The organism is Nocardia sp. NPDC005978 (assembly GCF_040614455.1).
GTDB lineage: Bacteria > Actinomycetota > Actinomycetes > Mycobacteriales > Mycobacteriaceae > Nocardia.
On sequence record NZ_JBEXUS010000014.1, the window covers coordinates 26677 to 51067 of the forward strand.

The 24391-nt window shown below is 68.3% G+C and carries 18 protein-coding genes and 4 tRNA genes; 10 read left to right on the forward strand and 12 right to left on the reverse strand.

Annotation, left to right across the window (positions count from 1 at the left end; translation table 11 throughout):
• The first annotated feature begins 20 nt into the window (after positions 1–20).
• The gene (locus tag ABZ319_RS09095) at positions 21–1643 is read left to right on the forward strand and encodes an AMP-binding protein (protein ID WP_354985815.1); all 1623 of its coding nucleotides are present in this window, start codon (positions 21–23) and stop codon (positions 1641–1643) included.
• A gap of 139 nt (positions 1644–1782) precedes the next feature.
• Positions 1783–2658, forward strand: coding sequence for an oxidoreductase (locus tag ABZ319_RS09100; RefSeq protein WP_354985816.1), 876 nt, complete (start codon positions 1783–1785; stop codon positions 2656–2658).
• Here ABZ319_RS09100 and ABZ319_RS09105 read toward each other — a convergent pair whose 3' ends face one another.
• On the reverse strand, positions 2659–4005 hold the full coding sequence (locus ABZ319_RS09105; RefSeq protein ID WP_354985817.1) for a salicylate synthase: 1347 nt from the start codon (positions 4003–4005) through the stop codon (positions 2659–2661).
• A 210-nt stretch (positions 4006–4215) separates the two neighbouring features.
• On the opposite strand from ABZ319_RS09105, the gene ABZ319_RS09110 reads away from it, so the two are divergent.
• Together ABZ319_RS09110 and ABZ319_RS09115 are read left to right on the forward strand one after the other, a co-directional pair.
• Positions 4216–6582, forward strand: a complete 2367-nt coding sequence (locus ABZ319_RS09110) for a glycerol-3-phosphate 1-O-acyltransferase (RefSeq protein ID WP_354985818.1) — start codon at positions 4216–4218, stop codon at positions 6580–6582.
• Entirely contained in the window at positions 6579–8102 is a 1524-nt protein-coding gene (locus tag ABZ319_RS09115; RefSeq protein WP_354985819.1) for an HAD-IB family hydrolase, read from the forward strand. The genes ABZ319_RS09110 and ABZ319_RS09115 overlap by 4 nt, the downstream gene beginning before the upstream one ends.
• Positions 8103–8227: 125 nt before the next feature.
• Here ABZ319_RS09115 and ABZ319_RS09120 read toward each other — a convergent pair whose 3' ends face one another.
• The 6 genes from ABZ319_RS09120 to ABZ319_RS09145 form a co-directional block, all read right to left on the reverse strand.
• Positions 8228–8968: a polyprenol monophosphomannose synthase gene (locus ABZ319_RS09120; protein WP_354985820.1), complete on the reverse strand. Its 741-nt coding sequence runs from the start codon at positions 8966–8968 to the stop codon at positions 8228–8230.
• A 59-nt stretch (positions 8969–9027) separates the two neighbouring features.
• Positions 9028–9198: a hypothetical protein gene (locus ABZ319_RS09125; RefSeq protein ID WP_354985821.1), complete on the reverse strand. Its 171-nt coding sequence runs from the start codon at positions 9196–9198 to the stop codon at positions 9028–9030.
• 87 nt (positions 9199–9285) lie between these two features.
• A tRNA-Phe gene (locus tag ABZ319_RS09130) sits at positions 9286–9359 on the reverse strand.
• A gap of 35 nt (positions 9360–9394) precedes the next feature.
• A tRNA-Asp gene (locus tag ABZ319_RS09135) sits at positions 9395–9468 on the reverse strand.
• Between the two features lie 36 nt (positions 9469–9504).
• Positions 9505–9577, reverse strand: a tRNA-Glu gene (locus ABZ319_RS09140).
• A 91-nt stretch (positions 9578–9668) separates the two neighbouring features.
• Complete coding sequence (locus ABZ319_RS09145) at positions 9669–10334, reverse strand: TetR/AcrR family transcriptional regulator (RefSeq protein ID WP_354985822.1); 666 nt, start codon at positions 10332–10334, stop codon at positions 9669–9671.
• Between the two features lie 1088 nt (positions 10335–11422).
• Between ABZ319_RS09145 and ABZ319_RS09150 the strand changes: the two genes are divergently transcribed.
• From ABZ319_RS09150 to phoU, 6 genes are all read left to right on the forward strand, one after another.
• Positions 11423–11495: transfer RNA gene (locus tag ABZ319_RS09150), tRNA-Lys, on the forward strand.
• Positions 11496–11638: 143 nt separating this feature from the next.
• Positions 11639–12253, forward strand: coding sequence for a DUF937 domain-containing protein (locus ABZ319_RS09155; RefSeq protein ID WP_354985823.1), 615 nt, complete (start codon positions 11639–11641; stop codon positions 12251–12253).
• A 211-nt stretch (positions 12254–12464) separates the two neighbouring features.
• Positions 12465–13442, forward strand: coding sequence for an acyl-ACP desaturase (locus tag ABZ319_RS09160; protein WP_354985824.1), 978 nt, complete (start codon positions 12465–12467; stop codon positions 13440–13442).
• Positions 13443–13790: 348 nt separating this feature from the next.
• Positions 13791–14942 (forward strand): tRNA dihydrouridine synthase DusB, encoded by a 1152-nt coding sequence (dusB, locus tag ABZ319_RS09165; RefSeq protein WP_354985825.1) that lies wholly within the window; start codon positions 13791–13793, stop codon positions 14940–14942.
• 424 nt (positions 14943–15366) lie between these two features.
• Entirely contained in the window at positions 15367–17622 is a 2256-nt protein-coding gene (locus ABZ319_RS09170) for an LCP family protein (protein ID WP_354985826.1), read from the forward strand.
• 109 nt (positions 17623–17731) lie between these two features.
• Positions 17732–18403, forward strand: a complete 672-nt coding sequence (phoU, locus tag ABZ319_RS09175) for a phosphate signaling complex protein PhoU (RefSeq protein ID WP_354985827.1) — start codon at positions 17732–17734, stop codon at positions 18401–18403.
• A 162-nt stretch (positions 18404–18565) separates the two neighbouring features.
• On the opposite strand, the gene ABZ319_RS09180 is transcribed toward phoU, so the two are convergent.
• From ABZ319_RS09180 to pstS, 5 genes are all read right to left on the reverse strand, one after another.
• A complete protein-coding gene (locus ABZ319_RS09180) occupies positions 18566–20158 on the reverse strand; it encodes an MFS transporter (protein ID WP_354985893.1) in 1593 nt (530 codons plus the stop codon).
• A gap of 331 nt (positions 20159–20489) precedes the next feature.
• Positions 20490–21266, reverse strand: a complete 777-nt coding sequence (gene pstB / locus ABZ319_RS09185; protein ID WP_354985828.1) for a phosphate ABC transporter ATP-binding protein PstB — start codon at positions 21264–21266, stop codon at positions 20490–20492.
• A gap of 18 nt (positions 21267–21284) precedes the next feature.
• Entirely contained in the window at positions 21285–22184 is a 900-nt protein-coding gene (gene pstA / locus ABZ319_RS09190; protein WP_354985829.1) for a phosphate ABC transporter permease PstA, read from the reverse strand.
• Positions 22181–23149: a phosphate ABC transporter permease subunit PstC gene (pstC, locus tag ABZ319_RS09195; protein WP_354985830.1), complete on the reverse strand. Its 969-nt coding sequence runs from the start codon at positions 23147–23149 to the stop codon at positions 22181–22183. Before pstC ends, pstA begins: the two co-directional genes overlap by 4 nt.
• A gap of 115 nt (positions 23150–23264) precedes the next feature.
• Positions 23265–24389 (reverse strand): phosphate ABC transporter substrate-binding protein PstS, encoded by a 1125-nt coding sequence (gene pstS / locus ABZ319_RS09200; protein ID WP_354985831.1) that lies wholly within the window; start codon positions 24387–24389, stop codon positions 23265–23267.
• Positions 24390–24391: the final 2 nt, after the last annotated feature.

The following is a 24391-nucleotide window of genomic DNA, read 5'->3' on the forward strand; positions in this document are numbered from 1 at the left end:
CTTTACGCGAGGCCTGAGCAGTGACATCGATACCCACCGCCGCACCGGATCACCGTGCCGGCTTCGTCCCCTTCCCCGCCGAATTCGCCGAGCGGTACCGGCGCGAGGGCTACTGGGCGGGCGATCCGCTCGGCGAACTGCTGCGCGCCGCGGCCGTGCGGTGGCCCGAGCGCACCGCCCTGGTGGCCACGGCGGACCGGCCCGCGGCGACCTACGCCGACCTCGACGCGGCGGCCGATCGCATGGCGCACGGCCTGCTCGCCCTCGGCATCGCGCCGGGCGACCGGGTCGTGGTGCAGCTGCCCAACACCCCCGAGTTCATCACGGTCCTGTTCGGCCTGCTGCGCGCCGGGGTCATCCCGGTGCTCACCCTGCCCGCGCACCGCCGGGCCGAGATCGAGCACCTCACCAATCTGTCCGGCGCGGTCGCCTACGTGATCGCCGACCGCGCGGCCGATTTCGACTACCGCGTGCTGGCCGCCGAGGTCCGCGCCGCCGCGCCCACCCTGGCGCACGTGCTGGTGCTCGGCGACCCGGGCGAGTTCACCGACCTGAACAGCGTTCCCGCCGACGGCGATTCGCTGCCCGAGGTGGACGCGTCCGATATCGCGCTCATGCTGGTCTCCGGCGGCACCACGGGCCTGCCCAAGCTGATCGCCCGCACCCACGACGACTACGCCTACAACGCGAAGGCCAGTGCGGCCGTGTGCGAACTAGGCCCCGAGGACGTCTACCTCGCGACACTGCCGGTGGCGCACAACTTCCCGCTCGCCTGCCCCGGCGTACTGGGCACCATCGCCACCGGCGGCGCGATGGCCTTCATCACCGATCCCAGCCCGGAGAGCGCCTTCGCCGCCATCGAACGGCACGGCGTCACCGTCACCGCCGTTGTACCGCCGCTGGCCCAGCTGTGGTCCGCCGCGGTGGACTGGGAGGACGCGGACCTGTCCACCCTGCGCCTGCTCCAGGTCGGCGGCGCGCGCCTGGCCGAAGTCAATGCGCGCGAAGTGGTTCCGGCACTGAACGTGCGGCTGCAACAGGTCTTCGGCATGGCCGAGGGGCTGCTCAACTACACCCGCGCCGAGGACTCGGACGATCTGGTCTGCACCACCCAGGGCCGTCCGCTCTCCCCCGCCGACGAAGTGCGCGTGGTCGACGGCGAGGGCAACGACGTGCCGCCGGGCGAGGAGGGCGAACTGCTCACCCGCGGGCCCTACACCCTGCGCGGCTATTACCGTGCGCCCGAACACAATGCGCGGGCCTTCACCCCCGACGGCTTCTACCGCAGCGGCGATCTGGTGCGGCAGCTGCCGAGCGGGCACCTCATCGTGTCGGGCCGCATCAAGGACGTGATCAACCGCGGCGGCGAGAACATCTCCTGCGACGAACTCGAGGAACATCTGCTCGCCTACCCGGGTGTCCGGCACGCGGCGGCGGTCGGGCTGCCCGACGCGGTGCTCGGCGAAAAGGCCTGCGCGGTACTGGTGGTCGAGGACGCGATGCCGTCGCTGGCGGAGATCAAGACCTTCCTGACCGGGCGCGGCCTGGCCACCTACAAGCTGCCGGACGTGCTGCGCCAGGCGGACACGCTGCCCGTCACCGCGGTCGGCAAGATCGACAAGAAGGCGCTGCGCGGGGCCTGAGACCCGCGCCGGGATACGCGCGAGCACGAATCGCGCGCGTGCGTATCCCGATCGCCCGCTTCGAATCTTTTGTGCGCGTGTGAATTTCCGCACCGCACTACCACGGGCGCACACGCCCGAAGCGTCATAGAGTGATGCTATGGGCGGCTGGAACACAGCGAACATTCCCGACTTGTCCGGGCGGACGTACATCGTCACCGGGGCCACCAGCGGGCTGGGCGCGGCCACCGCGCGCGGGCTCGCCGAGGCCGGCGCCCAGGTGATCATGGCCTGCCGCAACGAGATCAAGGCGCAGGCGGTCGCGCACACCATCACCGGCGGACGGGTCCAGATCAGGGCACTGGACCTCGCCGATCTGAACTCGGTGCGCGCCTTCGCCGACTCCGTCGAGCACGCGGACGTGCTGATCAACAACGCCGGGGTGATGGCGGTGCCCAGGGGCCGCACCGCGGACGGCTTCGAAACGCACTTCGGCACGAACTTCCTCGGTCACTTCGCGCTGACCGGCCTACTGCTGGACCGGATTTCCGAGCGCGTGGTGAACGTCTCCAGCCACACCCACTACATCGGGCGCATCGATCTCGAGGATCCGCACTGGGAACGGCGCGCCTACAGCCGGTTCGGCGCGTACGCGCAGACCAAGCTCGCGCTGCTGCACCTCACCTACGAACTCCAGCGCCGGTTCGACAGCGCGGGCTCGCCCAAGCTCGCGGTGGCCGCCCATCCCGGCTACGCCGCGACCGAGATCAACTCCAAGGCCGAGAACTTCCTCGAGCAGTTCATCGACATCGGCAACCGGGTGCTGGCCCAGAGTGTCGAGATGGGTGCGCTGCCAACGCTGTACGCCGCGGTCGCGGCCGCCCGGCCGGGCGCGTACTACGGGCCGGACTCCTGGTGGGGGTGGCGCGGGCATCCGGTGGAGACCGCGTCCAGCGCCGCCTCGCACGACGAGAAAACCGCCCGTCAGCTCTGTGAGCTGGCCGAGCGGTCGACAGGTGTGGAACTGCGGGTCTGATCAGTCCCGTTCGGGTGCGCGCACCACGTAGGGCGCCACGCTGCCGAGCTTCTCGCAGGTCTCCTCGAACTCGCGCTCGGGCCGGGACTGCCCGACCACGCCCGCGCCGGCGCGCAGCCAGGCGTCCGCGCCGCTCTGGTAGACCGCGCGCAGCACCAGCGTCGCCTCGAGCGCGCCGTCCGGCGAGATCGTCACCACGGCGCCGGAATACAGCCCGCGCGGGTCGTGATCGAGCCGGAACACCGCATCCACGCCGGCTGCCTTCGGGATGCCCGAGGCGGTGACCGACGGGAAGAGCATTTCCAGCGCGTCCCACGGGCTGCGGTCCGCGGCCAGCCGGCCCTGCACCGTGGAGGCCAGGTGCTGCACGCTGCCGCGCTCGCGCACCGCCATGAAATCCGAGACGGCGGTGGTCTCGGGCTCGGCGACCGCGGCGATCTCCGAGAAGGAGGTCTGCACCGAAATCGCGTGCTCGACAATCTCCTTGGGGTCGCTGAGCAGGTCCGCGCGCGCCGCCATGTCCACGTCGTTACCGCGGCCGAAGGCGCGGGTGCCGGCCAGCGGCTCGGTGGTGACCACGCGGTCGCTGTCGACCGAGGCCACCAGCTCCGGGCTGAACCCGGCGGCTTCCAGGCCGCCCAGGCGCAGCAGGAACGACCGGGCCGGGGTGTTGTTGGCCCGGCCGAGGCGATAGGTGGCCGGAACGTCCACCGCGAAGGGCAGTTCCACCTTCCGCGACAGGATGACCTTCTGGTACTTGCCGCCGTTGATCTCGGCGACGCCGGTGGCCACGCGATCGGCGTACCCGGTCGGGTCCACGGTCACATCGACCGGATGCGCGACCGGCAGCGCGGTGCCCTGCGAGGCCGCGATCAGCTCGTGGATGTCGGAGGTCTCCGCGGGCGAGGCGCCGGACACGCGCACACCGGCGGCGTCGATGCGGACCTCGATGCGGGGAATCATCAGATGCGCCAGGGTGGCTCGCGGATGCACGTGCGCGGTCGCGCCGAGCGACCAAGCGCAGAACTCGAAACCGATCCAGCCGTACGCGTTACGAGCGCCCAGCGGCAACCCGGCGAGAGCGCGATCCACGGCCTGCGCGGGACTGCCATCCCACGTTCCGGTGGTGATGTTCCCTTCCCAGGAAACCCGCAGCTCGTCCGCGTCCAGCTCCACGCCGCCGATCGGATCCGCGGCGAAAACCCATGCTCCGGGCCGTTCATAGACTACGTATTCGCCGAAACGTTCCGTTGCTGCCAGCGCGGACACCGCCGCGACCGGATCGGTGACGTACTCGCCCCAGCGCTGCTCGCCATCGAGCCGTACCCGTTCGTCCGTGGCCGACACCAGACCTCCAAGGTTATGCTTACCTTACTTTAATGAGTGAGGTTAGCATTACCTTTCCGTTTATGGCGAAGTCGGACGCCATGGGCAATATCACCTCTGCCCTCGTCCGCGCATACTTCGAACCGGGCCGTGAATTGTGCGACCTCCCACCCCGCGCCCGCGTTTCCGCTTCAATGGATTGCGGCGGTTCACGTGCGGAGGGATCCAGAGATGCTCGATCACTACAGCCGGCTCCCGGCAGCGGCTACCACCCCGGGTTCGGTGGTGGCACTGGTCGACGCCGCCGGCCGGGTCGAACGCGAGCTCATCGGTAACTGGCTCGCCGCGGGCGGCATCGCGCAGGAGTTCGGAACCACCGCGCCCGTCACCCAATTGGACCTCGATCCGGGCGCGGTGAGCAACCGCCTCGTCGGCCGCCAGGACGACCCGCTCGTGGTGCCCGTCCGCGTCCTGTGGCTCCCGCCCGAACGGGACGGCGTGCGGCGCACCAGCTTCGGTGATCTGCTCACCATGTCCAACCCGCGCAAGCCGAACCGGTTCATGCAGCGGCGCCTGGTCACCAAGGCCCCCGACCGGCACCTGGTGCTCACCGGCGCCCCCGCCCGGCTGAGCGAGTTGCGCGCCAACAATCCGGGCGCGGCCGGTGCGCCCGAGGCGTTCGCCCGCGCCATCGTGCGCGCGGGCATCGTCGCCCTCGAACGCGCCGAACGCGCCGTCATCGGCGACCGCTACAAGGTGCCGCGCCTGGTGGTCGAGGAGATCCTGGACTCCCCCGCCTTCCTGCGCAGGCTCGACGCCGTCGCCGCCGCGGCGGAGCTGCCCGCGCGCGAGGTGTACCGGCGCGCGGAGAAGGCGTTGCGCGAACTGGTCGCCGCGCAGAGCCGGCTGGTCTCGGATCTGTTCACCCAGGCGATGCGGCCGGTGCACGCCTCCACCTGGAAGGTCGACGACGACCCCGCCGGACTCGACGGACTGCGCGCGCTCAATCGCCGCTATCCCCTGGTATTCCTGCCCTCGCACAGGTCCTATGTCGACGCGTTCGTGCTCGGTGACATTCTGGCCCGCAACGACTTTCCGCCCAATCATGTGGTGGGCGGGGCAAACCTGAGTTTCTGGCCGCTCGGCTCCATCGCCCGGCGCACCGGAACGGTATTCATCCGGCGCAGTTTCGGCGACGACGAAGTGTACAAAGCGGTCGTCGAAGAATACTTCGCCTATCTGCTCGCCAAACGATTCAATCTGGAGTGGTACTTCGAAGGCGGGCGCACCCGCACCGGAAAACTCCGGCCGCCGCGCTACGGGTTATTGAATTACCTTGCGGCGGCTCTGCGTTCATCGCGCATCGACGATGTCATGCTGGTGCCGGTCTCCATTACCTACGAACGGCTCAACGAGATCGGCGCCATTGCCGACGAACAGACCGGCGGGCGCAAACAGGCCGAGGGATTGGCCTGGCTCGCGCGATACGTTCGCAATCAACAGCATTCGGCCGGGCACGTGTACGTGCGCTTCGGCACGCCGCTGTCGGGCCGCGAACGCCTCGCCGCACACGGTGATCCGCTCGGGCCGCCCACCGCCGCCGAGAACCCCGAACAGGCCGATCTGGAACAGCGCGCCGTACAGCGCCTGGCCTTCGAGGTCGCGGTCGGCATCAACGAGGTCACCCCCATCACCGTCAACGCCCTCACCACCCTGGTACTGCTCGGCGTGCACGAACGGGCGCTCACCCGAACCGAATTGGGCGCGGCCATCGCACCCGTGCTCGGCTACATCGAGAGCCGGGACCTGCCGCGCGGCGAACTCGGCACCCTGCGCACCGATCACGGGCTGTCGGTGGTGCTCGAACAGCTCGCCGTGGCCAAGGTCGTCACCGTGTACCGGGGCGGGCTGGAACCGGTGTACTCCATCGGGGCCGGCGCGCACCTGGAAGCCGCGTTCTACCGCAACAGCGCCGTGCACTGGTTCGCCAATCGCGCCATCCTCGAACTCGCGGTGCTCAGCGCGGTCGAGGCGCCCGAGGGCGATCAGTTGCGCGTCGGCTGGGAAGCGGCCTACCGGCTGCGCGATCTGCTCAAATTCGAATTCTTCTTCCCCGAGCGCGCCGAGTTCACCAGCCAGCTCACCGCGGAGATGCTGCGGGTCGACCCGCACTGGCATCGCCGCACCGCCGCGGGCACCGTCGGCAGCGAAATCCTGGCCCAGCTCGCCGATTCCGGCTTCATGATGGCGCACCGGGTGTTGCGCTCGTTCTTCGACGCGCAACTGGTGATGGCCGAACGGCTCGCCGCGCACGACCCCGAGATCCCCGTCGACAAGAAGGCGTTCCTGGACGAATGCCTGCAGGTCGGCAAACAGATGCTGCTGCAACAGCGGCTGCACAGCCCGGAATCGGTGTCCTCGGAATTGTTCGGCAGCGCACTCAAACTCGCCGCCAACCACAATCTGCTCGCCCCCGGCGACGACCCGGCGGACCTCGTCGAGCGCCGCGTGCGCTTCGCCGCCGAGCTCCGCGACATCTCCGCGCGCATCTCCCGCGCCGCCACCCTGGACCCGTCCAACCGGCTGGACCCGCGATGACCCACCCCGCGAGCGGGGACCTGCACCCGCCCCTACCCGGCGCGGGCATCACCCGCGCGGCCCCGGGCGCCACGGACATCGAGGCCGCGGTCGCCGCCATCCGCTCCGGGCCGCGGGGACCGCGCGTGGCCGCCGTCTTCGACTTCGGCGGCACCGTGGTCGCCGGCTTCGACCCGCCCGGCCTGCTGCCCCGCCTGGCCCGCCGCCCGGCCGCCCGGGCCCTGGCCACCAGCCTGCTCTCCAGCATCCGCGGGGCGCGCAGCGAGGGCGAGTACGAGCGCTTCCTGCAGCAGGCCATGTACACCTGGGCCGGGGTGCCCGAGCACACGCTGGCCGAGCTCGGGGCCGAACTGTTCCAGCGGACCGTGCACGGGCACCTGTTCCCCGAAGCGTGGCGGCTGGTGCGCGAACACGAAACCGCCGGGCACACCGTGCTACTGGTGAGCTCGCTGACCAGATACCAGGTGCAGCCGGTCGCCGACGAACTCGGCATCGCGCACGTGCTGTGCACCACCATGTCGGTGCAGGACGGCGTGCTCACCGGGCACGTCGCCGGAAAACCGCTCTGGCGCAACGGCAAAGCCGACGCGGTCCGCCGCTTCGCCGCCGCCCGCGACATCGACCTGGGCGAGAGCTGGGTCTACGCCGACAGCGCCGCGGATCTACCGCTGCTGCAGGTGGCCGGGCGGCCCACCGCGGTCAACCCGGATCCGCGCGTGGTGCTGGAGGCCACCGAAAAGGACTGGCCCGTCCTGCATTTCCGGCCGCGCCGCACGCCGCGCACCGGCGACTACCTGCGCACCTTCGGCGCGTTCGGCGGCCTGATCGGCGGGGCGCTGTTCGGCGTCGCGGCCAAGGCCGCCACCAAGAAACGCAGGCAGATGGCCGATTCCATGCTGGTGCACGCCGCCGACTCCACCCTGCGCGGCAGCGGGGTCCGTGTCCGGGTGAGCGGGCGCGAACACACCCGCGCGCCGCGCCCCGCGGTCTTCATCTTCAATCACCAGAGCCAGTTCGACATCATCGTGCTGGCCGAGGTGCTCGACACCGGCTTCACCGGCGTCGCCAAGAAGGAAGTCGCCAACAACCCGGTCTTCGGACCGCTGATGCGCCTGGTCGAGGTCACCTTCATCGACCGCACCGACAAGATCGCCGCCAGGGCCGCGCTCGCCCCGGTGGTCGAGACTCTGCGCGGCGGCCTGTCCGTCGTGATCGCCCCCGAGGGCACCCGCTCCCTGACCCCGCGCATAGGCCCCTTCAAGAAGGGCGCGTTCCACATAGCCCTACAGGCGGGCGCCCCGATCATCCCGGTGGTCATCCGCAACGCGGGCGAAATAGCCTGGCGCAATTCAGCCGTCGTCCGCAAGGGCGTGGTCGACGTGGCGGTCCTACCACCGATAGACGTAAGCGCCTGGGACCCAACCGCCATGGACACCCAGATAGAGGCAGTCCGCACCCTGATGCAGAACACCCTACTGAACTGGCCCGAACCCCCCGCAGTCTCCCAACGCGACAACTGATTTCGCAAGGATCGGGGTAACTCCCGGGGTACGCCCAAAATTGACGCGGCTCCCAACCGAGTCACGCGTCCCCAACAGGCAACGGCTCTTTGCCGTGCGCTGAATATGCGGGGAGGCGGGGGAGCTCAGACCTGCTTGCCGAACAACAGCTTCCACGGCATCAGGGCCGATTCGAGCTGCACCTTCAGGCTCATCTTGGAGTCGCCCAGCGTGCGCTCCTCGAATCTGATCGGCACCTCGGCGATGGCGATGCCCTTGCGCACGGTGCGGTGGTTCATCTCCACCTGGAACGAGTAACCGTTGCTCTTGATGGAGGACACGTCGATCGCGCGCAGCGTATCGGCCTTCCACGCCTTGAAGCCCGCGGTGGCGTCCTTGACGCCCAGGCGCAGGATCAGGTTCACGTAGAAGTTGGCCCAGGCGGACAGCGCCTTGCGGTACCACTTCCACTCCTCGGCCGTGGAACCGCCGGGCACATACCGGGATCCGAGCACGACGCCCGCGTCGGTGGTCGCCAGCTTCTCCAGCATGGCCGGAATGACCTCGGCCGGATGCGAGAGATCCGCGTCCATCTGGATCACCACGTCGGCGCCGTCCTCCAGGGCGCGGGTGATGCCGGCGATGTACGCGCGGCCCAGCCCGTCCTTCTCGGTACGGTGCAGCACGCTGACGACGTTGGGCAGATCCGCCGCCAACTTGTCGGCTACCTCGCCGGTGCCGTCGGGTGAGTTGTCATCGACCACCAGCACGTGCAGGTCGTCGACCCCGAGCGCCGTCAGTCGCTCCACCGCCACCGGCAGGTTCTCCCGCTCGTTGTAGGTCGGCACCACCACGGTTACCTTCAAGGGTCGCCCTCCCGCTCGCATTCATGGCCATACGCCCAAGAAACCCTAGCTCACGCGCGACAACCTTTTCCCGCGGGTCGTCAGTCTTCTTCGGCGTCGGCGGCTTTGTTTCGGGCCTTTGCGATTTCGAGTGCGCGCTCCGCGGTGGCCTTGTCGGGGTACGGCCCCATGCGGCCGCCCACCCAGCACTGTTTGCCCTGTTCCGCCCGGTGATGCTCGATGCAGTAGTACCACTCGTTGTCATCAGACATAACTCCAGCATCTCATCAAGATCGGCCGGGGTGGGTGAACACACGAAAAAGGCCGCATCCTGGTGGATGCGGCCTTTGCCGATCTTGTGGCCAGAGCCGGGATCGAACCGGCGACCTTCCGCTTTTCAGGCGGACGCTCGTACCAACTGAGCTACCTGGCCGGGGCACCCGGAACGAATGCCAAGCTATAGTCTTGCGACCCTGACGGGACTCGAACCCGCGACCTCCGCCGTGACAGGGCGGCGCGCTAACCAACTGCGCCACAGGGCCTTGCTTGCTCCAACTACAACGATGTCACCATCGTTGTACCCCCTACGGGATTCGAACCCGCGCTACCGCCTTGAAAGGGCGGCGTCCTAGGCCGCTAGACGAAGGGGGCCCGCCGGATTTCTCCGGACCGTTGCTCAACGGCTTCCGTTGGGAGCGGAGATAGCTTATGACAGCATCCGTGTGATTCCCAAATCCGCTGGTCAGATCGCCAAATTGAGATCTTCCAGCTTCGCGGACACCCGCCAGCCGACCCGCCGGAACTCCTCGATCCACTCCGGTGTCGCGGTGGCATCCACGACCACCTCGAGCGCCTCGGTGAAACGGGAACGCAGATCAGCGGGACCACCCAGGACATCGGCGATGTAGCGCTGGCCCGCCAGGGCCGCCGCCAGGGTCCGGGTGAAGCGATCCGGGTCGGAGTCACCGCGCAACTGTTTGTGCTCGGTGGCGCGGACCGCGAGCTGACGGATGGACCGGCCCAGAATGCGCCCGCCACCCGCCTGGATGTCGCGGTAGAACTCGGGTTCGATGATGAGCCGGAACTCGGCCTGGATGATGATGTCGTTCTCCAGCCGCAGCGCGATCTCGTCGATCATGCCGTGCAGGACGTCCAGGGGGCCGAGATCCGCTCGGCCGAGCCATCTTTCAGTGGACACGCGGTAGCGGTCGACTGCCGCTTCCAAGACCGCGCGGGCCAAATCCTCCTTGGAGTCGAAGTGAAAGTACATGGCGCCCTTGGTGGCGCGTGAACCTTCCAATATGCGGTTGAGCGATGCAGCGGCATAGCCGCTCTTCCCGAACTCAACGGCGGCGGACCTGATGATCGCCGCGCGTGTCCGGCGGGCCCGCTCTTGCTGCCGTGCCATGCTCGAAACGCCTCCGAAGCTAGCTACCGTCGCGGACGCGTTAGCTGTGTCCTCGACGCAAAGTTACGTGTCTTTCAAATACTTCAGAACGGGCTTTTGCCCGAATTACCAAACTCTTGGTACGAAAAAGCGCGAAAAACTTGAAACACACCAACTGGTATAGTTTTTCCCGCCCGGGTGCGCCGCAGGGGGTGCGCACCCGGGCGTTCCTCTTGTCTGGATTGGCCTCCCGCAGCAACATCTGATGGAGTCGCGATCGGCCAGACCGTCCGCGACACGTTCGGGCACATCAACGATAAGCCGAATCCCGTGCGTCCGGGGCAATCCCGGTTCTTCAGGAATTCACCAGTCGGTCACCGTACCCGGAAAGCGCACCCTGCGTGAGGTGTACCGGCGAGTCAGTTAGCCAGCATGCCCCCTATCACATAGGGCAATTCCCCAGCTACCAGCTGGGCGATTGGTCTGAATAGCTGAATTCATCGATATCCCATCGGTGTTCGGCTCATTGATCACCCCTGCCGTAATCAGCCCCGCCCGCACCGCATCCGCCACCGGCCCCCGTCCCGGCCCACGCCGCGACAAAGACCGGTCCCCACCTCCTGCACCAAATAGCTTGCCACACATCACCATTGGATGATATTCACACGTGCCCATATCGAAACAATCTGAGTGGCAACGCGATTGCTCCGGTGTCGCCGGCCGGTACGTCAGCGCGCGCTCACCTCGCCGCCGCCGGGCCCTCTCCGCCGGCCCGGCGCAACGCCGCGTCGACGCCGGGCGCGCGCCCGCCCGGCCCCCCGATCGAATCCCCTACGCACCCACCCATCCCCACCGACCGGTCCGCACGCTTCGCACCGCCCCCGCGCCGCCCGCACACCGCCCCGGCGACGCCCCCTGGTCGGACCCGCCCGCCGCCACAACCACCCCTTCCACCGCCCCCCGATCCCGCCGCCCACGCCGCCGACACGCTCGACGCCCCGGCCACCCGCCCGGACAAACCACCATGACCAGCGCAAACACCGCACCGCCGAACGCAACCGGATACTCGTTTAGTACTTGTGCGCTCAACCCACTAAACTCACCGCCGCGCCCCTATAGCTCAGTTGGTAGAGCTACGGACTTTTAATCCGCAGGTCCCAGGTTCGAGCCCTGGTGGGGGCACCTTTCCGCCGAGGGGCCCGGACGCCGAATCCGGGCCCTTCGACACATCCCGGACATCCGCGAATCCGTGGCAATCTGTCCGGTTTTCGCCTACCGTGACCCCGGTACGGCTTTTCCGGGATGCCAACACACAGGCGGAGTTCATGACTTCCTTCGATGACCTGATCTCGAACGTCCCCGTCGCACAGATCGCCTCCAAACTCGGAGTTGACGAAGCGACCGCAACCACCGCGATCAACGCGGCGATCCCCGTTCTCCTCGGCGGTTTCCAGGCGCAGGCCGGCAACCCCGACGTCGGCCTGAATCTCGAGGGCGAGGTCGCCAACCAGCCCGCCACGCTGCTCGACGGCGGCGTCGACATCGACCAGGTCGATACCGACAGCGGCAACCAGATCGTCGACCAGACGTTCGGGGCCGAGAAGAACACGGTGATCAGCGCGCTCGGCGGCGTCGGCGGCGGCAACGGTCAGGACCTCATGGCGAAGCTGCTCCCCCTGCTCGCCCCCATCGTGCTGGCCTACCTGAGCAAGAAGATGCTCGGCGGCGGCGCGGCGGGCGGCGCGCCCGCGACCGAAACCGCCGCCGCGGGCGGCAGCGCCGGGCCTTTGGGCGACATTCTCGGTAGCCTGCTGGGTGGAGCCACCGGAGGCAAGGGTGGCGCCGGCGGTCTCGGAGACATTCTCGGCAAGGCCGTCGGGCAGAACGCGGGCAGTGTCCTCGGCAACGTGCTGGGCGGCCTGCTGGGCGGCAAGAAGTAGGTCGCACCCGATCACAATGTGCGGCTAACGAATTGCGGCCCGCGGCGATAGACCATCGCCCCGGGTCGCAACTCTTATGACATCCATCACTGGCCGCGCAATGGCAACCGGATGAGTTTCACATCACCCTACGGTGACGTAAGGTATGGGCCGCGGCGGCAGACCAGCGAGGGTACGACCAGCTAGATCGCACGATACGAAGGGCTTATGTATGGCAAAGGATCTGACTCAACTCGAGCTGCTCACGGAGTTGGAGCCGGTTGCCGCGGCGAACGTCGATCGGCACCTGTCCCTGGCCAAGGAATGGCATCCCCACGACTACGTGCCGTGGGACGAGGGCCGTAACTTCGCCGCCATGGGCGGCATCGACTGGGATCCCGAACAGTCGAAGCTGAGCGAGCTGGCCAAGGCGGCCATGATCACCAACCTGCTCACCGAGGACAACCTCCCCTCCTACCACCGGGAGATCGCCGAGAACTTCTCCCAGGACGGCGCCTGGGGCACCTGGGTCGGCCGCTGGACCGCCGAGGAGAACCGGCACGGCATCGCCATGCGCGACTACCTCGTCGTCACCCGCGGCGTCGATCCCGTCGCGCTCGAACAGGCGCGCATGATCCACATGACCAACGGATTCGCTTCGCCCGCAACGGTCACCGACGGTGAAGTCGACGCCGGCTTCCTGTACTCGGTCGCGTACGTGACCTTCCAGGAACTCGCCACCCGCGTCTCGCACCGCAACACCGGGCGCGTGTGCGACGACCCCATCGCCGATCGGCTGCTGCAGCGCATCGCCGCCGACGAGAACCTGCACATGATCTTCTACCGCAACATGTGCGGTGCGGCGCTGGACCTTTCGCCGGACCAGACCATCGAAGCCATCACCCTCATCCTGGAGAACTTCCAGATGCCGGGCGCCGGCATGCCCAACTTCCGCCGCAACGGCGTCCTGATGGCCAAGCACGGCATCTACGACCTGCGCCAGCACCTGGAAGAGGTCGTGAACCCGGTCCTGAAGAAGTGGCGCATCTTCGAGCGCGACGACTTCACCGCGCGCGGCGAGGAGACCCGCGAGCGCCTCGGGAACTTCCTCGAGAAGCTCGGCGGCGACGTCCTCAAGTTCGAGGAGCAGCGCGACCGCATGCTGGCCCGCGAGGCCGCCAAGCGGGACAAGGAAATGGCGAACGTCTGACGACGGGTCCCGGGGGCTTCGCCCCCGAACCCCCGTGAGGGAGGAACCGGGGGCCCAGCCCCCGGCCCCCCGAAGGGTGGGTGGCACCGCCACCCGGACAGACGGGCAACAGCCGGCACCCCGGCGGGCAGGGTCCCGCCACCCGGTCGGCAGGAACCCGGCCGGTCGGCAAGAACCCAACCCCGGTCGACGACGCCACCACCCGGCCCGGCCGGTCGTGCGCGGCCGCACGGACGTGATCGCTTCGCCAGGTGCGTGGACCCGCGGGCTTCGGTATCGGGCGCTGTCATACGCGCGGAAGCGGGACGTGTCCCGGGGCACTTTCGCGCGGAACCTACACTGGTCGGCGTGACGACCTCGCTCGATGCCTCGACGACCGCGCTGCGAATCGGCCCCTACCCGGTTGATCCGCCGGTCGTGCTGGCGCCGATGGCGGGTATCACCAACGTCGCCTTCCGGAAGCTGTGCCGCGAATTCGGCAGCAGCACTTCCATCTACGTGTGCGAGATGATCACCGCGCGAGCGGTGGTCGAGCGCAACGAGAAGACGCTGCACATGATGGCGTTCGACGCGGACGAGAGCCCGCGCTCGATGCAGCTGTACGCGGTCGACCCGAAGACCGTCGGCGAAGCCGTCAAGATAATCGTCGGCGAGGGCTGGGCCGACCACATCGACCTCAACCTGGGCTGCCCGGTGCCCAAGGTGACCCGGCTCGGCGGCGGCGCGGCCCTGCCCTACAAGCGGCAGCTGTTCCGCGACATCGTGCGGAACATGGTGAGCGCGGCCGAACCCGCCGGCGTCCCCATCACGGTGAAATTCCGCATCGGCATCGACGACGAGCACCACACCTACCTCGACACCGGCCGCATCGCCGAGGCCGAGGGCGTCGCCGCCGTCGCGCTGCACGCGCGCACCGCCGCCCAGCGCTACTCGGGCGAGGCCGACTGGACCGCCATCGCCCGCCTCAAGGAAGCCGTCACCACCATCCCGGTACTGGGCAACGGCGACATCTTCAGCGCCGCCGACGCGGTGCGCATGATGGCCGAGACCGGCTGCGACGGCGTCGTCGTCGGCCGCGGATGCCTGGGCCGCCCTTGGCTTTTCGCCGAGCTACAGGCCGCGCTGCGCGGCGAGGCGCTGCCCGCCGCCCCGAACCTGGGCCGGGTCGGGGAGATCCTGCGCAGACATTCGGAACTGCTCGTCGCGCACGACGGCGAGGACAAGGCCATGCGTGACATCCGCAAGCACATGGCCTGGTACCTGATGGGCTTCCCGATCGGCGGCGATCTGCGGCGCAGCTTCGCCACCGTCGGCAGCATGAACCAGCTCGTGGACCTGATCGGCCAACTCGATCCCGAGGTGCCCTTCCCCAAGGACGCCGAGGGCCCGCGCGGCCGCCAGGGCTCCCCCGGCAAGGTCGCGCTGCCCGACGGCTGGCTCGACGACCCGGAGGATCCCACGGTCCCCTGCGCCGCCGACGTCATGCACAGCGGCGGCTAGAGTTCCACTCCGCGCGGACCGCGACGGCGGCGCATTCGCGCCGTGAAATCGCACCGCCCCCGGGCACGCGATCCGCGCGCTCCACGGCGATGGACGGCTTTATCGCCGAACCGTTTTCACTTCTCCGGACGGTTCGCGCTCGCCGCCGTCCGGCGCTTTTTTCACCGATTCACACTGGTAAACGCGGCGACCCGCCACGATTTACGCTGCACCGCCCGCGAACGACCCGATCGTGTTCCCGAACCGATCGCGCAGAGCCTGGCAGAATTTCCGGGGTGGGAGCTTTCCGGCCCACCGCGGTACGGCCCGAATTCGGGGCCGTGAGAAATGTGAGTTGCGCACGATGGATCACCGTTCGAGTGGTCGATCGTGGCGGAATCGTTATCATGACGGTCGGCATCGAAAAGCAAAGTGAGGTTCGTTGGTGGGTGACGATCGGTACGGGCGTACGCCTCGGCCCGGAGGTCGCGCCCCGTGGGAGCGCTACGCCACGGACGACGACGCGGACGACCAGCCATCCACCTCGCGCCGGGCCCGGCACAACGACAATTCGTCGCCCGGCTCCGCGCCCATCTCGGTGCAGGATCTGGTCGAGCGCGTGGACAGCGAGCGCCGCTCCCGGCGCCGCCGGCGTTCCGACCCCGCCACCCCCGCCCCCGCCAACTCCGCGGGCTGGCCCGAGGCCGAACGCGGCGCGAGCGACCCGGGCGGCACCGGAGCCCGCCGCACGCCGAGCCCCGAGGCCGCCGACAGCACGGTGACCCGGCGACCCGCGCCCCAGGACCCGGTGAACTCCACGGGATCTCGCCGCGCGGTCCCCCAGGACCCGGTCAACTCGACGGGTTCCCGGCGCGCGGTACCCCAGGATCCGGTCAATTCCACCGGTTCTCGCCGCGCCGTACCCCCCGAATCCCCCGCCGCCACCGGATCCCGGCGCGCGGTACCCCCGGAACCGGCCGCCCCCAACGCTTCTCGTCCCCCGCTCGAGACCGCGGGCGGCGCACGCCGCGCCGCGCCGGCGGATCCGCCCACCGAAGAGCTACCCGTCATCACCGACCCGCCCCGCGAACGGGTCAAGGCCGTGCGCCCGGCCACCCGGGCCGTCGAGTCCCCCGCCGACTACCCCACCACCGCGCTGCCGACGGCCATCGGGAAACCGCTGTCCCGCTTGGCCGCCGGGCGCAGCCGCCGCAATCGCAAGATGCAGATGGCCGGGCGCGCCACCCTGATCGTGGTCGCCGCCATCGCGCTGCTCATCACCGGCACCGGCTGGAGCTACCTGCACGTCAAGGACAACGCGTTCAACACCGTCGACGCGGTCCAGACCGACTCCGAAGACATCATCGACCCGAACCTGCAGTACGGCGACGAGAACTTCCTGATCGTCGGCACCGACACCCGTGCGGGCGTGAACTCCCAACTGGGCGCGGGCACCACCGACGACGCCGAAGGCGCGCGCGCCGACACCGTCATGCTGGTCAACATCCCCAAGAGCCGCGACCGCGTGGTGGCCGTGTCCTTCCCGCGCGACCTGGACGTCACCCGGCCGCAGTGCGAAGGCTGGGACAACGACAAGGGCGCCTACACCAAGGAGACCTTCCCGGCCGCCCCCGGCGACAAGCTCAACGCCATCTACGCGCTCGGCGGGCCCAAATGCCTGACCAAGGTCATCCAGAAGATGTCCGGCCTGAGCATCAACCACTTCGTGGGCATCGACTTCGCGGGCTTCGAGGCCATGGTCGACACCATCGACGGCGTCGAGGTGTGCTCCACCAAGCCGCTCGTCGACGAAATCCTGGGCACCATCCTCACCACCCCCGGCAAGCAGGTCGTCAACGGCTCCACCGCGCTGGACTACGTGCGCGCCCGCCACGTCGTCGGTGAGGAGCGCAGCGACTACGACCGCATCAACCGGCAGCAGCGCTTCCTGTCCTCGCTGCTGCGCGGCGCCATGTCCAGCAAGGTGCTCTTCAACGCGGGCAAGCTGAACAGCGTCATCAACGCCTTCTCCGAGCACTCCTTCATGGACAACGTCACCACCAAGGACCTGCTCACCCTGGGCCGCTCACTGCAGAAGGTCGACGCGGGCGCCATCACCTTCCTCACCGTGCCCACCGCGGGAACCACGTCCTACGGCAACGAGATTCCGCGCGAATCCGACATCAAGGCCATCTTCCGCGCGGTCATCGACGACCAGCCGCTGCCGGGCGAGAAGAAGGACGAGACCCCCGAGTCCACCACCGAGGCCCCGCCCACCAAGCCCACGCTGATCGCGGTCGACCCCAGCACGATCTCGCTGCAGGTCTCCAACGGCTCGGGCAAGGCCGGACTGGCCTCCACCACCGCGACCAAGCTCTCCAATCAGGGCTTCAACATCTACAGCACCGGCAACAACGCCGACGGCACCGTGGACAAGACCAAGGTCCGCTACTCCAGCGGGCACGAGGCCGCCGCGGCCACGGTCGCCAGCTCGATCCCGGGCGCGACCCTCGAGTCCACCGCCGGGCTCGGCAGCATCGTCGAGGTCGTGGTCGGCAGCGACTACCTGGGCACCGTGCGCACCCCCACCGCCTTCGGCCAGGTGCTGCCCGACACCCCCGCCGAAGCGGCCAATGCGGCGCCGGTCACACTGCCCTCCGATCTCGAGCACGTCAACGCGGCCGACGAGACCTGCAAATAGCGGGTCCGGCGGCGGGCCGGTACGCTCCGACCGGCCCGGGAGCGACCGGCACGGACGATTCACCTGCCGTTGGTGACTTGGTCAGGCGCTACCACTACTGTCTTGACTCATGCGTGTCATCTACAACGAACAAATGGCCGAACTGGCCGATCTACTCGGCGGTATGGCCGGCCTCGCCGGATCCGCGATGGAGCGGGCGACCCAGTCGCTCCTGGGTGCCGACCTCGAGCTCGCCGAACAGGTCATCACCGAATACGACCGCATCGCCGAGATGATCCAGCTGGCCGAGGAGAAGGCGTTCGCGCTGCTCGCCCTGCAGGCTCCCGTCGCCGGTGATCTGCGCCAGGTGGTCAGTGCCATTCAGATCGTCGCCGATGTGAACCGCATGGGCGTGCTGTCGCTGCACGTGGCCAAGATGACCCGCCGCCGCTTCCCGAACCACGCCGTGCCGGAAGCGGTCAACAGCTACTTCGCGGAGATGGGCCGCATCGCGGTCAAGATGGGCGCGACCGCCAAGGACGTCCTCGAGACCCGCGACCCCGAGCGCGCCGCCAAGCTCAACGACGACGACGAGGCGATGGACGATCTGCGCAAGCATCTGTTCACGCTGATCATGGACCGCGACTGGCAGTTCGGCGTGGCCTCGGCCGTGGACGTCGCGCTGCTCGGCCGCTACTACGAGCGCTTCGCCGACCACGCCGTGGAGATCGGGCGCCGCGTGGTGTTCCTGGTGACCGGCGTGCTGCCGCCCGATCCGGATTCGGAGAAGGAAAGCATCTGAGGCGCTGAGCCTTCGGGCGCACCCCGGACGACGCCCGCGGTGTGCCGAACACCGTGAAACCCGGAACCCCGGCCGACGCACACGACACGGTGCGCGGGCCGGGGTTCCGTCGTTGCGGGCCGGAGGTTTTCGCCCCCGGCCCGAACTCCGCCGCGTGACGGATCAGTCGCGGGCCTCGGATTCGGCGGCGGCGGAATCCTTTTCGCGCCAGCCCAGCAGAATCGACTGCCCGCGTTCGGGCCGCCAGGGCAGCGCCACCGCGACGACCGCGGCACAGACCACCAGCGTGCCCACCGCGACGTAGGACGCCGCCGTGGCGCCCTGTAGCGAGGCCACCTTCATCGCCTGGATCAGCTCGGTCTTCGCCTGTGCCACCAGGGGATTCACCGGCGCCTTGATGATCTCCAGCACGCTGATCGGGGTGTTGCTCGCCAATTCCTTCTGCCGGTCGTTCATGATCGAGGCCGGAATGCCGGCGATCCGATCGCTGACCTTGCTCGCGTAGACCGAGGTCATGATCGAGCCCAGCAGGGCCACCCCGAGCGCTCCGCCCACCTCGCGGGTGGTGTCGTTGACCGCCGACCCCGCGCCCGCCTCGTTCAAAGGCACCGAGCCCATGATGGATTCGGTCGCCGGGCCCTGCACCACCGCGAAGCCCAGGCCCATGAGGATCATCGACACCACCACCGGTCCCACGTAGGGGGTGTCGACCGTGGTGCGGCCGGCGATGTACATGGCCACCGCCAGGATCAGCAGTCCGCTCACCAGCATCGCCGTCGTGCCCAGCCGCTGCGCGAGCATGGTCGCCAGGGGCGCGCCCACACCCACCGCGACCGCGAAAGGCAGGGAATGGATGCCGAATTCGAGCGGGGTCAGTTCCTTCACGCCCTGGAAGTACTGGGTGATCAGGAACAGGAATCCGAAGGCGCAGAAGTAGGACACGGTAATGGCCGCCGACGGCACCGCGAAGCGCCGGATGCGGAACAGCCGCATATTGAGCACCGGCGACTCGACCCGCAGTTCCCAGGTCACGAACAGCGCCAGCGCGATCACCGAAAGCAGGTATCCGGCAAGGCTTTGCGCGGCGAACCAGCCGTATTTGGGGGCCTCGATGATCGACCACACCAGCGCGGTGATGCCCGCCAGCGAGAGCACGATGCCGACCCGGTCCAGCCGGCCCGGATGCGCGCCCTTGGACTCCGGCACCGTGAGCAGCACCGCGGCGATGGCCAGCAGCGCCACCGGCACATTGATCCAGAACACCGAATGCCAGGAGAAGTACTCGAGCAGCCAGCCGCCGACCGTGGGCCCGATGGCGATGGCGATGCCGGCCATGGCGGTCCACAGCGCGATGGCCGCGGCCCGCTCCCGCGCCTCGGTGAAGATATTGGTGAGCAGGGCCAGGGTGGCCGGGAAGACCACGGCCGCGAACACGCCCATGCCGGCGCGGGCGGCGATCACCTGACCCAGGCCCGAGGCCAGTGCACCGGCCGCGGACATGGCCGCCACACCGGCCAGGCCGATGATCATGAACTTGCGCCGCCCGTACCGGTCGCCGAGGTGACCCATGGCGAGCAGCAGGCCCGAGAAGGCCAGGGTGAACGCGTCCACGATCCACTGCAGGCCGCTCATATCGGCCTCGAGCTGCACCGCCATCGATGGCAGCGCCACATTCACGAGCGTGTTGTCCAGGACCACGAGCAGTTCCGCGAGACAGATGGCGATCAACGCCGCGATCTTGCCGCGCTGACTCAATCCCGCGGTCCCGGCTTCGTGTTTCGCCGTTGAAACCGTCACCCGACACCTCCTACTAGACCGATCGGTTTACCGTCTCGGAATAGGTTAGATGTAACTGACGGTTGCATACAATACTGCGAGCCCGCTATGACTCAGCACACAGCGCGCGAACGGCCGATAGGGCCGAGAAAAGCCCCGGACCGACTGGTCCGGGGCCAGATGGAAGGCGGCGGCGCGCGGCCGGATCACCCGGCTCGGCGTAAGCCGCGCACCTCGCCATAGCGATCGGCTCTCACGACAGCGGCCCCCGTTCCCACCGGGAACGAGGGCCGCCGCGAACGAGCGCTTCCTACCCGAAGCGGCCCGAGATGTAATCCTCGGTCGACTTCTGGGTCGGGTTGGAGAAGATCTTCTCGGTCTCGTCGATCTCGACGAGCTTGCCCGGCTTACCCTGCGCCTCCAGGTTGAAGAACGCGGTCTGGTCGCTCACGCGCGCGGCCTGCTGCATGTTGTGCGTGACGATGACGATCGTGAACTCCTTCTTCAGCTCGGAGATCAGATCCTCGATCGCGAGCGTGGAGATGGGGTCCAGCGCCGAACACGGCTCGTCCATCAGCAGCACGTCCGGTGACACCGCGATGGCGCGGGCGATGCACAGGCGCTGCTGCTGACCACCGGACAGGCCACCGCCCGGCTTGTCGAGGCGGTCCTTGACCTCGTTCCAGAGGTTGGCGCCGCGCAGCGAACGCTCGGCGACCTCGTCGAGCTCCTTCTTGCCGCGCACGCCCTGGAGCTTGAGCCCGGCCACCACGTTGTCGCGAATGGACATGGTGGGGAACGGGTTCGGGCGCTGGAACACCATGCCGATGGTGCGGCGCACGCCGACCGGGTCGATGTTCGCGCCGTAGATGTCCTCGCCGTCCAGCAGCACCGCGCCCTCGACGCGAGCGCCGGGGGTCACCTCGTGCATGCGGTTGAGCGAGCGCAGCACGGTGGACTTGCCACAGCCCGAGGGGCCGATGAAGGCGGTCACGCTGCGCGGCAGCACGGTCAGTCCCACGTTGGAGATGGCGTGGAACTTGCCGTAGTAGATATTGAGGTCTTTGACGTCGATGCGCTTGGCCATCAGTCTTTTCCGTTCCCTCTATCGATTCCGCGTCAGCAGCTTGTTGACCGCCGCAGCGGCGACGTACAGGAGTGCGATCAGCAGGATCAGCGTCAGGGCCGCACCCCACACGCGCGCCCGGCCGGCGGGCTCGGGGTTGGCCAGCTCCTGGTAGATCATCAGCGGCAGCGAGGCCATGTTGCCGTCGAAGATGTTGTAGTTGATCGACTTCGAGTAGCCGACCAGGACCAGCACCGGCGCGGTCTCACCCATGACACGGGCCAGCGACAGCAGGATGCCGCTGATCATGCCGGGCGCCGCGGTCGGAACCACGATCTTCACAATGGTTTTCCACTTGGGAATGCCGAGCGCGTAGGAGGCTTCCCGCAATTCGTCGGGAACCAGCTTCAGCATCTCCTCGGTGCTGCGCACCACCACCGGCAGCATGAGCAGCACCAGGGCCAGCGAGACCGCGAGCGCGCTCTGCGGGGCGCCGAAGGTGGCGATCCACAGCGCGAAGATGAACAGCGCGGCCACGATCGAGGGCACACCGGCCAGGATGTCCACCATGAACGTGGTGGTCTTGGCCAGCCAGCCGCGGCCGTATTCCACCAGGTAGACAGCGGCCATCACGCCGAGCGGCACCGCGATGATCGCGGCCACCGCGGACTGGGCGATGGTGCCGTAGATGGCGTGGTAGACACCGCCGGCCTCGACCTCGGGCAGCACGCCCTTCTGGGACTTGGCCCACCAGTCCGCCGAAGCGATTGCGCTCCAACCGCGTTCGATGACGGTGTAGAGCACCCACAGCAGCGGCACCAGCGCGATGGCGAAGCAGGCCCACACCGTGCCGGTCGCGACGTTGTTGCGAATCCGCCGGCTCGTGCTCGTGTGCCGGAAGGTGGGGGCCTTGACCGGCTTGTCGAGGGTGGTGGTCATCCGTTCACCTTCCCGCCCGCGGCGAGCCGCGCCAGGGCGTTGACGACGAAGGTCAGCGCGAACAAAACGAAGCCGGCGGCGATGTAGGCGCCGGTCGGCAGCTTGGAACTGAATTCGGCAGCGGCCGAGGCGATCTTGGAGGCGAAGGTGTACCCGCCGTCGAAGACCGACCAGTGCCCGGCCTGCGCCGAGGTGCGCAGCACCACGAGCACCGCGATGGTCTCACCGAGTGCGCGGCCCAGGCCCAGCATGGAACCGGCGATCATGCCGGAGCGGCCGTACGGCAGCACCGTCATGCGCACGACCTCCCACTTGGTGGCGCCCAGGGCCTGCGCGGCCTCGATGTGGGTGCGCGGGGTGAGGCCGAAGACCTCACGGCTCACCGAGGTGATGATCGGCAGGATCATCACCGCGAGCACGATGCCCGCGGTGAAGATCGTGCCGCCGCCGGCGATGCTCACATTGCCGTCGGCGAACAGGAAGAACCAGCCGAGTTTGTCGTTGAGGAAGGTCTGGACCGGCTCCAGCTTCGGAGCCAGCACCAGGAATCCCCAGAGGCCGAACACGATCGAGGGCACCGCCGCGAGCAAGTCGACGATCATCGAGAACGGGCGGGCCAGCGCCTTGGGCGCGTACTGCGTCAGGAACAACGCGATGCCCACGCCGATCGGCACGGCGATCACCAGCGCGACGATCGAACTCAGCACCGTGACCATGAACAGGTCCTTGATGCCGAACCGCAGATGGTTGGCATCGGAGGTGTTGAACTCGGTGCTGGTGAAGAAGTTCGCGTCATTCGCCAGTACCGACGGCACCGCCCTGATCAACAGGAACAGCGCGATCAAGGCGATCGCACCGACGATGACGGCGCCGGCCGCCGTGGCCGCGGAGCGGAAGACGAACTCCGCGCCGTACTTGGAGACGCCGCGCCGCGCGGCCGGCTTCGTGCTGGGTTCGGTCGGCATGAGCGCAGTATCCCCCGGCGGCTGGGCACGGTTCCCCCGCGGGCCGGTCGAAACGGACTGGCCCGCGGATGCTATTTCGTCGTGCACGGTCATGATGTGCTCTCGATCGGGTCGATCAGGAGATGGCGTTGATCGCGGTGGTCAGCTTGGTCTTGAACTCGTCCGGGATCGGCACGTAGCCGGCGTCCGAGAGTCCCTGCTGGCCGTTGCCGGTCGCCGAGGTCAGGAAGGCCTTGACCGCCTTGGCGGTGGCGCTGTCGCTGTACTTGGAGCACACGATCTCGTAGGTCGGCATCATCAGCGGGTACGCGCCGCCGACGGTCGGCTTGTAGAACGAGGAGGTGTCCAGCACCAGGTCGTTGCCCTGACCGGAGATCTTCACGCCGTTGATCGCCTTACCGGCGGTCTCGGAGGTCAGCTCGACCGGCTTCGGGTCGTTGGAGGTCGTCGCCGTCAGGATGCGGCTGATGGACAGCCCCTGCGCCTTGGCGAAGGACCACTCGTTGTAGGTGATCGAGAACTGGGTGTTCTTGACCGCGGCCGAGGTGCCCTCGTTGCCCTTGGCGCCCTCGCCGATGCCACCGGTGAACGCCTTGCCGGCGCCCTTGCCCCAGGCGCCCTCGGAAGCGGCGTCGAGGTACTGCTGGAAGTTGTCGGTGGTGCCCGACTCGTCCGAGCGGTAGATCACGGCGATCTTGTCACCCGGGAGCTTGTCGGCCTTGGCCGAGTTCAGCGCCTTGATGGCGGTGTCGTTCCAGGTGGTGATGGTGCCGTTGAAGATCTTGGCGATCGTCGGCGCGTCGAGCACGAGGTCGGTCACGCCGGGCAGGTTGTAGGTCACGGCGATCGGGCCGAAGACGGTCGGCAGGTTCCACGCGGGCGCGCCGCAGCGGGTCTCGGCCTGCTTGGTCTCGTCCTTCTTGGCCGAGAGCGGGGAGTCCGAACCGGCGAAATCGGTCTGGCCGCCGAGGAATTCCTTCACACCGGCGCCGGAGCCCGACGAGGTGTAGTCGAGCTTGAATCCGTCGCAATTCTTCTCGTAGGCGGCGACGAAACGATCCATCGCGTTCTTCTGCGCCGACGAGCCGCTGGCCTTGAGGGCGTTCTTGCCGCCACACTCGACAGCCTGCTTCTCGACGCCGCCCGCGACGTCGTTCTCGTCGCTGCCACAGGCGGTCAGCGTAAGGGCGCCGGCCGCGGCCAGCACACCGATCAGGGCGCTGCTGCGCTTGAGATTCACTT